This window comes from Gluconobacter cadivus (assembly GCF_015244745.1).
GTDB classification, from domain to species: Bacteria; Pseudomonadota; Alphaproteobacteria; order Acetobacterales; family Acetobacteraceae; genus Gluconobacter; species Gluconobacter cadivus.
In genome coordinates this window covers 118,279-129,511 of record NZ_JABCQI010000007.1, presented here as the reverse complement: position 1 = coordinate 129,511, position 11,233 = coordinate 118,279, and the positions used below count along the sequence as shown (strand labels likewise).

At 54.3% G+C, this 11,233-nt stretch carries 8 protein-coding genes; 2 read left to right on the top strand and 6 right to left on the bottom strand.

Annotation, left to right across the window (positions count from 1 at the left end; genetic code table 11):
* Positions 1-80 precede the first annotated feature (80 nt).
* On the top strand, positions 81-1,532 hold the full coding sequence (locus HKD28_RS11235; protein ID WP_194268287.1) for a phosphomannomutase: 1,452 nt from the start codon (positions 81-83) through the stop codon (positions 1,530-1,532).
* Positions 1,533-1,581: 49 nt separating this feature from the next.
* Here HKD28_RS11235 and HKD28_RS11230 read toward each other — a convergent pair whose 3' ends face one another.
* From HKD28_RS11230 to wbaP, 6 genes are all read right to left on the bottom strand, one after another.
* Positions 1,582-2,547, bottom strand: coding sequence for a hypothetical protein (locus HKD28_RS11230; protein ID WP_194268192.1), 966 nt, complete (start codon positions 2,545-2,547; stop codon positions 1,582-1,584).
* A gap of 35 nt (positions 2,548-2,582) precedes the next feature.
* Positions 2,583-3,458 carry a glycosyltransferase family 2 protein gene (locus HKD28_RS11225; protein ID WP_194268191.1) on the bottom strand — a complete coding sequence of 292 codons (876 nt, stop codon included), beginning with the start codon at positions 3,456-3,458 and terminating at the stop codon, positions 2,583-2,585.
* 1 nt (position 3,459) lies between these two features.
* Positions 3,460-4,410, bottom strand: coding sequence for a glycosyltransferase family 2 protein (locus HKD28_RS11220; protein WP_235993433.1), 951 nt, complete (start codon positions 4,408-4,410; stop codon positions 3,460-3,462).
* 443 nt (positions 4,411-4,853) lie between these two features.
* On the bottom strand, positions 4,854-5,942 hold the full coding sequence (locus HKD28_RS11215) for a glycosyltransferase family 4 protein (RefSeq protein WP_235993432.1): 1,089 nt from the start codon (positions 5,940-5,942) through the stop codon (positions 4,854-4,856).
* 14 nt (positions 5,943-5,956) lie between these two features.
* Positions 5,957-8,134, bottom strand: coding sequence for a GumC family protein (locus HKD28_RS11210; RefSeq protein ID WP_194268189.1), 2,178 nt, complete (start codon positions 8,132-8,134; stop codon positions 5,957-5,959).
* Positions 8,135-8,150: 16 nt separating this feature from the next.
* The gene (gene wbaP, locus HKD28_RS11205; protein WP_235993431.1) at positions 8,151-9,638 is read right to left on the bottom strand and encodes an undecaprenyl-phosphate galactose phosphotransferase WbaP; all 1,488 of its coding nucleotides are present in this window, start codon (positions 9,636-9,638) and stop codon (positions 8,151-8,153) included.
* 273 nt (positions 9,639-9,911) lie between these two features.
* Between wbaP and HKD28_RS11200 the strand changes: the two genes are divergently transcribed.
* Positions 9,912-11,225, top strand: coding sequence for an outer membrane beta-barrel protein (locus HKD28_RS11200; RefSeq protein WP_194262500.1), 1,314 nt, complete (start codon positions 9,912-9,914; stop codon positions 11,223-11,225).
* The last annotated feature ends 8 nt before the right edge of the window (positions 11,226-11,233 follow it).

Genomic DNA, 11,233 nt, shown 5'->3' with positions numbered 1-11,233 from the left:
CAATCAGGCACTGATATGTCCATCCATCGCCTGTTTTTCTAACTGTTTGGGACTGATTACATATGAAAATAGCTGACTGGATGGTGGAATCAGGCGTTGCGTTTGGAACGAGCGGCGCACGTGGACTTGTGACGTCCATGACGGATGCTGTCTGTTTTGCGTATACCGTCGGCTATCTCAAACATTTACAGACGCTGGGTGAGTTTGCTCCCGGAACGCCCGTCGCTATCGCCGGAGACCTGCGACCGAGTACGCCGCGCATTTTGCGCGCCTGTGCGACGGCCATTCTCTGGATGGAAGGCCAGCCGGTAAACTGCGGTTTTGTGCCGACGCCTGCTCTGAGCCTCTATGCGTTTGGCAGGGGCATTCCGTCACTCATGGTGACGGGAAGCCATATTCCGGACGACCGGAACGGCATCAAGTTCAACCGTGCGCGCGGCGAATTTCTCAAAAGCGACGAAGCGGCCATGCGGCATGAGGACGTCACACTGCCGGATGGCTGGTTCGATGAGCACGGCGCGCTAAAAATTGACGTCACAGTTCCGTCTCTGACTGATGTGTTGCCGGAATATGTCGCCAGATATGTCGACTTCTTTGGTCCGACAGCGTTGTCGGGTCTGAAACTCGGAGTCTATCAGCATTCTGCCGTGGGGCGTGACGTTCTGGTGTCCGTCGTCGAAGCCCTCGGGGGGGAAGCGCATCCTTTGGGTCGCTCGGACGTGTTCGTTTCGGTCGATACGGAAGCCGTGCGTCCGGAAGATGTCGTTCTCGCGCGGGACTGGGCTCAGACCGGACAGTTCGATGCGATCCTGACGACGGATGGTGATTCTGATCGTCCGCTGCTGGCGGATCAGAACGGTCGCTGGCTCCGGGGTGATGTGCTGGGTATTCTCGCGGCCCGCAAGCTTGGCGCCGTTTCCGTCACAACGCCTGTCAGCAGCAATACGGCGCTGGAAGCGTCAGGCGTTGCGCCCTTCGTTCAAAGAACGCGCATTGGCTCGCCGTTTGTCGTGTCAGGCATGACGGATGCTGTGGAGAAGGGAAATGTTCCGTCCGTTGGTTATGAAGCCAATGGGGGCTTTCTGCTCGCCAGCGATATCGAGCATGACGGCCGACGTCTCGTGGCTTTGCCGACGCGCGATGCCGTCCTGCCGATGCTCTGTGCGCTGGTTTCGGCCCGAAGCAGGCAGAGCGGGCTTGCGGAACTGCTTGAAACACTTCCGCCCCGCTTCACGGTGAGCGACCGTCTGAAAGATGTCCCCACAGAGCAGAGCAAGGCCCGTCTGGCTCTCCTGCGTCAGGATGTTCCTGCTGTGAGCGGCGCTTTGGGCTTCGTGGAGGCCTGTGGGCCTGTCGCGACCGTCGATGAGACGGACGGTATCAGGATGACGTTCGAACTTGGCGACATCATTCATCTGCGGCCATCCGGGAATGCGCCGGAATTGCGGGTATATGTTGAGTCGGCGACCGCCGAACGGGCCGAAGAACTCCTGACACTAGGTCTTGAATCTGTCAGACGCTGGATGGCGTAGGCGACAGCCCCCTGATCAGGCTTTGCACCTTATCAGGGGCTTTGTCTGATCAGTGAGGGTTGAAAGCCGGAAAGGCGGGACCATAAACGGCGGCGGGGCCATTCATGATGCCGATCTTTCCGCGGACACCGTAAGTCTGGGCTGGAAACTGGATGGTGCTGTAGGGACTGTCGCTTTGGACCCAGTAATCACTGCTGGCCTTGCCGCCAGACTGGTTGACAAGAATGATCGATCCGGTGGTCATGTAAAGAGAACCTGCCGGTTTTCCGACCAAGGCGTGCAACCGGATCGGAGGCGTCTGCGGAGGAGCAAGTTCTATATGCCCGTCAAACGTCCACGGGCCGGAAATGAAAGCGGTTGTCGCGTTATAATCGAGACGTGATGCGAGCCAGTCCAACTCCATGCCGCCTTCATCATCGACGCCGAGTGTGTTGTTGAAAACATTGACGTCTTCCAATGCAATCCGTTCACCGGCATCCGAGGGGTTGGGAATGGTATAGATCCCCGTCGCGTTATTATGGATCTGAACATGCGAGAGACCGAAAACATAGGCATGGTTCCCGAAAGTCAGTCCCCGCCGAAAGCCTGAAATGGAGACGTTTTCCAGCGTAATTGCAGCGGCACGTATGTTATCATCATCTTTGTTGTCCAGAACGATTCCGTCTGCTTTGGACTGACCGGTCAGAACAAGATGATCAATGCTGTTAGAGGCAGTATCGTAACTTTCCGGCTGCCCTTTCCCATCTGATGAGACAAGGATTGCAGGCTGCCCATCGGGAAGGCTGGAAGCGTCCAATACGCCATTGGTCAGAGTTGTCGTGAGCGGATTGAGGTGCAGGGTGTTCTGAAGTCTGTAAACCCGCCCATTCAGATCGACCCGACAATGGGCTGGCCATGCGGGACAGGCTGCGATCATCGCGGCAGGATCATTCGGACGGGCAATGACAGGTGAAGTGGAAATCGACACTGCCACCAGGCTGGCGACCGCGAGGATCTTCAGTGAGTGAACTTGCATGGCGGTATGTCTTTCCCACTTGTAAAAAACGTCTGTCAGGAAAGAATTTTTCCTGCACTATGCCGGGCTGCCTCACTGGCCGCTTGGCAGAAATATCCAGACAATCGCCCCTGAAGCATCTTGAAATAATAGGCTGTCATTTCAGATCGTCTGCGAATGATGCTGAGACAGATCCCTCCGAAGGGGCGGATAAAGAATGTCATGACTGTTTTCAGGGCTGCACGGTTCTTGCGAAGGACATACCCCATCCCAATGCCATAGTCATAGGCGCGTTCACGGTTGAGAGTGGGCGGTTTGTCCATATGGCGGACCAGAAGGGCGCGATCGTGATACCCTTTCGATCCTACCGCCATCAGGCGGAGGGCAAGGTCAGGGCCCTCTGCAGACCCAAATGGGGCTCCAATCCCCAGATCTTCATCGAACCCATTGATTTTTTCAAACGTGTTGCGCGGCATGAAAAAATTGAACTCGATCAGTCCGGTCCAGATGTTATGCTGGTTCAGGTTCTGGCTTTTTCTCAGCCAGCGCCCCATGGCTGTGGGGGCGCCATCCAGATTGAGCACGGCACCAGTAATGAAGCCTGTATCATCTGTTTTGCGGAAATAGGCGTTCACCCGTTCCAGCGTGTCGGGCTCGTAAATGCAGTCGTCGTCCGGAAAGGCTATGAGGTCGCCCACTGCGAGGTTCGCGCCAAAATTGCGAGCATAACGCAGTCCGTTGATCTCGGGGCGAAGGTGTTTCAAAGGCCATTTGGCGCTGTATCGAGCGACAAGATCTTCGTAGATGTCCGATTGACTCTGATCGACCAGAATGACTTCGAAATCTTTGAACGTCTGCTTCTCTAGCCCCTGCATGAAGGCCTCGACTTCGGCAGGGCGGGCCAGAGTCGAGACAACCAAGGAGAATCGCATCTCAGGAAGCCTTTTTATTTGAATGAAGTGTTGCAGCGCGTTCTGGCGTAATGCGGTTCCTCAGCAGGTCGCCAAGTCCGATCAGATTGCCTAGCAAACGGCCTTTGCGGTCGATGTAATATTCGGGTCTGAATGATTTCAGGGTGTTAATAACGAGATGCCTCCCCGCGCTTTTCAGGGCGTTGGACCAAGGATACGTTCCTTTCTGGGCCAGATAAATGCAATTGATGATCTGGGAGTAACCTAGCCGCAGTTCGGAGCCTTTCCCGGTCTTGTTTCCAAGGTGCACACCTTGCGCGCTGTTGACCTTGACGACCCGGCCGTGGGGCAGAAGAGAGCGGGAAAAATCTATGTCTTCATACCAGGAATAGAGAGGGAGTCTTTCATCGAAGCGCGCGCCAAGACGTTTTATGGCGGCGCAACGGAACGCCATGTTGCAGCCGTAAGTGTTGAAAGCATCTTCGATTTTAGAAACTGCCGCTGTGTCGGCCTGGGCATTCAGACGGTTTGCATCTTCAATCAGCAGACCGGGCCCTTGTGCGCCATCCGCCAGAACGTGTCCTGTTGCGCCCAGAATATTGGGATTGTCACGAAATGCTTCGATGATACGGGCGATATATGTGGGGTGGGGAAAAAAGTCGTCATCGAAAAACAGGACGATATCTTCGTCTTTAAGGCGGTCAAGGATGACATTGCGCTGAACGGCAGCTCCCTGGTGCCCGGTAACGAATTCGACTGAAGCCATGTCCCGAAGTGTCTGGGGAATAGCGGAAATATCGTCCGGTTTGGCGTAACTGATGATGATTCTGTGTGGTTTGACCGTTTGATGAGCCAGTTGACGCACGAGTTCGGCCAGAATTGTTGGACGGCTACTGGTGGCGATACCCACAACGACCTGCATTTTTTCTGTAAAAAGCACAGTCTCTTCAGTGTTCGTGGGTGTCGGCTGCATCTGTCGGTTGTCCTCATGAGAACCGTGAGGGCAGAGGAGGTCTGCCGAGGGCATCTGGGTTGTATCGGGGGTCATGAATTAATTCGATCCGACGTTTACAATACGGTTGCCACGCTGTTGCGCTAGGGAGACGAGCACGTCGCGGGCTTTTGTAGCGTGTGTCATATCGAGGTAAACGGAACATGAATGATCGTTGTTACGGATTGTCAGATTGTAGCGACTATTGACGATTGTTATGAAACGACTGTTGGCATTCCATAGAGCCATATGGCTAAGTGCGGATGTAGGAACCGGATCAGACGCGAAAAGGCGTTTCGAGGCTCCATCCATGACTGTGCACCATAAGACCATCTTTCTTGGGGAAAGACCTGCGCTCTCGTCCTGTCCACAGGCAGGTACGATGGCAGCGATGCCAATCATTATCGCCAATAGGCGGGAAGCTGTCAGCATTTGGCAGATTCCTCGCGCATGATGTCTAGAAGCTGTCTTGCGGCGATCGTCCAGCGGTATTTCTGAACCTGTTCGTATCCCGCGCGGCGAAGGTCATTGGCGCGTTCGTGATTGTCGAGCAATTCAATGACACGCGCCGTCAGATCGGCGGGGGTTCGACCGAACAGGGCGGCTTGACTGCACACTTCGCGCAGGACGGGAATATCGCGGGCAACAACAGGGCAACCGGCTGCCATAGCTTCTACGGGTGGGAGGCCGAAACCTTCATAGATGGACGGAAAGACAAAACAGGCGGCTTCACTATAGAGCGCGTGCAGCTCCGCATCCGTGACCCTGCCGACATAGGTTGCGTGTTGCAGATCAGGAGCGCCTGCGCTGAAAACCCGTCCGTTCATTCCACCGCTGATGACGAGTTTGATCCCGCGCTGACCCAGCGTTGCGGCGAGGTGATCAAGGGCTGCAAAATCTTTGTGAGGTGCTTTGTTGCCAACTGCCAGAACGTATTTTCCGCTTTCCAGACCATGGGTCTCTAAAACGGATCTGTCCGCGGCAATGCGGGTGGCATGATCCGCACCCTCGGTGATGACGCTGATACGTGCAGGATCGATCTTTAAATGACGTGCGATGTCATTTCTGGAAAACTCTGAGACCGTAACGATGCGCGTTTTGCCCAATGCCAGAAGGCGATGCAAAATCTTGTAATAGGCGCGAAACTGACGCGAGTAAGACTGTGGCGTTGAAAAGACACCGGCATCATGAATGACAACCAGTTGTCGACTATGCCGCGATGACAGGCGAAGAGGGGCCGTATTGCCCAGATTCACGAGTAATCCTGATGCCGCGGCTTTTGGCAGATCAATCTGTTCCCAGATCTGCCCCTGGAACCGGCCAAAGGAACGTGCAGAAAAACCAAGATCGACAGACACTGAAGTCCCGGGATTTGTCCGGGGTGTCAGGAGTTCTGGGGGTGGCAGATCCGCAGGCCAGATTTCCGAAAGGGCACGCGTAATTTCCGTCGCAAAACGCTGAACGCCACTGAGCGACTGGACGGAAAAGCGTCCGTTAAGGAAAAATTTGCTCATTGGAGAAACAGCCATTACGAAGAAGAAACAAGTTTGCGATAGTGTGAATAATCACCCATACGAAGGCTTTCTTCCGGTCGCAGGTTTTCGATATCGACAAAGGTCAGGACCGCGCCCAGACAGTTTGCGTGATGTGTCCGCAAAATTCTCTGCGTTTCGATCACGGCACTTGCGGATGTCTGATGCCATTTGACGGCGATGATGACACCTTCGGCAAAGGACGCCAGAACGCCCGCTTCGGGAAAGCTCAGAATGGGTGGCGTATCGATAATGATCTGATCGTATTCGCCGCGATGCTTCTCCAGAAATTCTCCGAGGGCGCCGAAATTCAGGACGCCGGGTTCGCCTGTCTGGCTGGCGACGAAAATATCCAGCCCCGGGAGGGCATCATGGATGAAACCTTCTTCGTGTGCTCTGAGGTCGAGCGCCCGCAGGACGCTGGGCCGATGGGCATCACAGTCGATCAGAAGAGCGCGTTTGCCGAGTGCCCCGATGCTGGCAGCCAGCGAAATGGCGAGCGTGGTCTTTCCTTCGCCGCTCTCCGCAGAGGTGATGACCGTGATCTTCGTACGGATCGAGGGATTGCCGAAGGTCAGGATGGCCCGCATGGAGTTGAGCATCCGGCCATACAGGGAGTCCCCGGATGTCAGTTGTTCACGAAGCGAGCCTCTGAAACGCGGGAGTGCGCCGAGCCCGAACAGCCGTGTCTGCTGCTCCAGTTCGGCGAGCGTCCGCAGACTACTGCGGGAGCGGTCACGCAGAAGGGCCGCACCAGCGCCCAGCCCCAGAGAAACCAGGAACAACAATATCCCATACTGCTTTTTGGGCGGTCCCGCCGGCCCCAGAGGCTGGTTTGCCGGTGTAATCAGGCGCGCCTCTGCTTGCTGAATGGTGGTTTCTGCGGAGACCTGACCAAGGCGTGAGAGGTAGTCACGATACAGGGTTTGTGCCGCAGTTGCTTCCCCCACAAGCTGGCGAAGCCGGATGTCTGCGTGTTCTTCCTCCGTGACATTCGCCTGCAGGGCGTTAGTGCGCTCTTTTAAAGCATTGACCCGCTGCTGGGCAGCGTCCGCTTCGTAACGCAAATTCTGAAGAAGTTTCTGGCTCTCTGCCGCAATCTGGGCATCGATGCGTGCGGCCTGGGCGCGGGCTGCGACCAGCTCCGGGTTCTGTTCCAGTGCCGTGGATGCGAGTGTCGAAATACGGGCGTTGATCTGGGTCTGCTGAAGTCTGAGGCCTTGAATCAGGGGGGAGGCGGTGATGGCAGTAATGGTTCCAACGTTACCGCTAGAAGCAGCCTCGTGATAAATAGCCTGTTTGCTCGCCAGATCTGCTTCTGCTTCGCCGAGTTCATGATTCATCTGTGTCAGATGAAGGTCATTGGGTGTGGCAGGCAGTGCAATACGGGCCGTCCGACCAGAATCGCCGCCCGAATCATCGCCCAACAGGTAGAGATTATGCTCCTGCCTGTACCGCGAGAGTTCCTGTTCGGCTTGGATTGATCTTTGGCGGAGGGGAGCGATCTGTTCCTCCAAAAGGAGGCTCGCGTTCCGTGCGGCCTGAATCTTGGCCTGTTGCTCGAAATCGAGATAGGCTTTGACGTAGCCATTGGCGATGGCGGGCGCCAGATCAGGACCTGCAGATCGTGCAGTAATTCCTATGATCGCGGAGCGCCCATCATTGCTGATGTGAACTTTCCCCATGAGCAGACCGGAAACCACCTCGTTACGTTGCTGCGGCGTCAGAGGAGGGGAGGCTTTTTGAAGGCCAAGTTTTTTCTTGAGTTGTGACACAAAAGAAGGATTCAAAGCCTTGACGTATTCAGGAGTGTCCGCGAGGTGCAAACGCTGCGTCACCATTAGGGCAATGGTTGGGCTTTTGAGGATATCAATCTGGGTATTAAGAGCGACCAGATCCAGCGCACGGTCTGCATAAGGACTGAGTTCCGATGGGGAAATCATGCCCCGTGCACCGATCGCAATTTCGGCGATAGATTCGTAATAGGGCTTCAGTGTCGCAATGGCGGCTGCTCCCAGAAGGAAAGTGCCACCCGCAACGGAACACATTAGAAGTTTGTGTTGGCGAAGGATGGAGAAAATTCTACCGAAACCGGCGAATTCCTGCTCGGGGGCAGGACCAATGTCCATCGGGGAATACTGTTGTGGGGGCATTGCACCGGAAATCTGGCTCATGAGTGATGTGTCCTGCTCACCGTGCGCCGCGTCTCAGGAAAACGGCGGGTAGGGTTTTCGCAAGAATTGCGATATCGTGCCACAAAGTCCAGTTACGCACATACCATCGATCCAGCTGGACGCGTTCCGCATAGCCGGTATCGCTTCTGCCACTGACCTGCCACAGCCCGGTAATTCCAGGACGGATGGCTTGGTAATAATCGAAATTCTCGCCGTAATGACGGACTTCTGCCTGAACGATGGGTCGTGGCCCGACCAGGCTCATATCGCCGCGTAATACGTTGAGGAGCTGCGGCAGTTCATCAAGGCTCGTTTTCCTGATGAAGTGACCAACAGGGGTGATTCTGGGATCATTGCGAAGTTTCTGGGTTTCCTGCCATTCGGCCGCGGCAAGAGGATCGGTTTCCAGAAGCTGCTTCAGCAGTTCATCGGAATTCTTCGCCATTGAGCGGAATTTCAAGCACTTGAACTCACGCCCGTTCTGGCCAATCCGTCGATGACCATAGATTGGCTGACCACCCTCCAGAGCAATCAGGACATAGAGGATCACATAAACGGGCAGGACCAGAATGAAGAGAAGCAGGGCGGCGAGAAAATCAAAGGTGAATTTGAGCCTGCGCTGAAGCGGATTTTCCAGATTGCTCTTGTAGGACAGAATAATGGTGTCGTGGCTGAAATAGGACGATTGTGTCAGGCCATGCGTGGGCATCCCGGAAATCTGCGGGATCAGCGCAAAAGGAACACGCCGACGCGTCAGCCACTCGATGATATCGCGTGAATACGTGTCGGTCGGGTCGAGGCAGAGGAGAAACTGAAACCTCGAAGATGCATTCGCATTTTCAGAAGCCAGCAGAGACCCTATTGCGGCTTCGGGGCTCAGGGATCCGATGATTTCGTAGCTGGAGAGCGTTTCGCTGGCCAGAACATGACGTACCTGAGCAGTTTCGGTCTCGTTTCCGATCAGGACCGTAGGAATTTGCCATAACCGCAGCGCGTGGAGAATGCGCCTGGCGCACTGCCGCATGAATTCGCCAAAGAAGGGAAAGATAATCCAGGGCAGCAGAAGCGCAGAGCGTGGTCCGGAAATCTGAAAGGCGAAAGCCCAGAAACCTGTCGCCAGCAAGGCACAGAAAGCGGCTGTGATCAGGCGCCCGAACTCACTCCAGAACGGAAACCGGATGCGGTATTCTCCGCTCGCAAACATATAAAGGAGAACGCCGAGGCAGATGGGCATAAGAGAGCCCATCGTGTGCACCGCGTTGATACGGGCATCCAGAAAAGCTGGGTCTCCAGAGGACATGTTGTGCAGGACTGAGGCGACCCAGCTGCCAAACAATACCGAAAAGCATAAAGCGATCACGTCACTTACAAGAAAGACGAAAAAAATCCTTGATGAGCGATCAGATGTTAATCGGGAGCGCACGCCGTCGGGCGCAGTTAAGGCTTCCCTGTCTGGAAAAATTTCGAGAGCGTCTTGGGGGAAAGAAGAAGGAAATAGGCTCATCGGCTCTCTGCATTTCAAAGATGCTACCGGATGCGATAGCAGCGTTGTTCCCCAATTAGTCTCCGGGCGAACGGGTACAAAAATAACGATCTCTCGGTAATTAAGACTTTTTATAGACACAAAAATATATGTACGTCTACAATATTGACAATTAATAAATCGTCATAGCGTATATGTCTCATATCTGTCGCTATTGCTGCAATCGAAGCATTTCTGGGTGGATCTTTTTCTGTTAGAAGAGGTCCTATGTTCGTGTGTCGTGAAAAAACTGGTTTGCGTCTGTTTTTTGCGCTTGAGATCGGGATCGCCTCGCAGCTCTCCCTGTTTCTGAGTGGGGCGGCGCATGCGCAGGTCGTGACACAGAATCTCTCTGCGCTGGGAAGCGCCGAAGACGGCCTTTCTGTCGATGCGTTTCAGTCTGATACGGATCGTCGCTATGGATCACAGGGTCTGCAATATGGGCCTTGGGCGATCAGTGGAGGGGCGTCCGAAGGATGGGGCTATACCAATAATGCCGACCAGATGATGGGCGGGGTTCCAAGTGTGGCCAGTGTAACCAACGCCAATCTTGAAGGACTTCTGACCCAAAATCGAAGACTGCTTGATATCGGGGCTACCGTTAGCCAGCAGTATTATCCGGAGCGAAAATTACAGAACCAGACGAACTGGACGGCCTTTCTGCGCGGATATGAAAAGATCGGCCGCCATCGCCTCTCTTATCGGTTTGATCATGAGAAGATGACCCAGATGCCATCTGATCTGGGGGCTGCTGAGGTCAATCAGCCCATTCCTTATTTTACGGAAGATCTCAGTCTGGATGATAGGATCGAGACGCGCGGAAGATTGTCGATCATTCCGAACTTCGATCTGAAGCGTTTCCTTTTCACAGACCTTCCAGGCGATAACATCTATCTGCATCAGTCCTATCGTGACCGGCTCCTTTTCTCTGAAGGCGTTGGGGTGCGCTACAGCCTTGCGGAAGGCAGCGATCTGTTGCTGATCGGGCAGGGTGTTGAGATCCGGTACTCCAATAACCGGTTTCATCTTCCTTCACGAGATTCCAACGGCTTTTCGGCTCTGCTCGGCTATGATTATGAAATACCGGGTCCTTTCAGTATTCGTGTTTTGGGGGGGTATCAGAATCGATTCTATAATGTCTCAGCCTATAAAACCCTTAATACGTTTTATGCAGAGCTGCGTGGGACATGGACCCCTACACGCATGACGCGAGTGTCTCTGACCGTATCACGTGGGATTTCTGATAGTGCTTTTGAAAGCGTGATCGGTTTTGTTTATACGACCGCTGCTCTTGATATCCGTCAGGTCTATTCCCGTAATGTCGTCCTGCACGCCGGCTTCCAGATTCAACAGGGCGGAGCTGGACAGAGCCCGGCTATCTTCAACAATACCCCGTTGTATCAGACGATGACGTCCCAGTTGAATGCCAACTTCAGCGTTGGCGTGGACTGGGCATTGGACCAGCATTTTTCTCTTGAGGCTTCTAACGTCTATCGAAATACGAATGCTTCGGGGAGCAGCCGATACAGCATCGATATGGCTATGATAAGTGTGAAATATCAATTATGATAAAGTTC

Excerpts from the sequence above, each read along its gene's own strand:
- HKD28_RS11220 (WP_235993433.1), bottom strand. The coding sequence starts at position 4,410 with ATGCAGCCGACACCCACGAACACTGAAGAGACTGTGCTTTTTACAGAA.
- HKD28_RS11230 (WP_194268192.1), bottom strand. The coding sequence starts at position 2,547 with ATGCAAGTTCACTCACTGAAGATCCTCGCGGTCGCCAGCCTGGTGGCA.
- HKD28_RS11215 (WP_235993432.1), bottom strand. The coding sequence starts at position 5,942 with ATGAGCAAATTTTTCCTTAACGGACGCTTTTCCGTCCAGTCGCTCAGT.
- HKD28_RS11235 (WP_194268287.1), top strand. The coding sequence starts at position 81 with ATGGTGGAATCAGGCGTTGCGTTTGGAACGAGCGGCGCACGTGGACTT.
- HKD28_RS11210 (WP_194268189.1), bottom strand. The coding sequence starts at position 8,134 with ATGAGCCAGATTTCCGGTGCAATGCCCCCACAACAGTATTCCCCGATG.
- wbaP (WP_235993431.1), bottom strand. The coding sequence starts at position 9,638 with ATGAGCCTATTTCCTTCTTCTTTCCCCCAAGACGCTCTCGAAATTTTT.
- HKD28_RS11225 (WP_194268191.1), bottom strand. The coding sequence starts at position 3,458 with ATGCGATTCTCCTTGGTTGTCTCGACTCTGGCCCGCCCTGCCGAAGTC.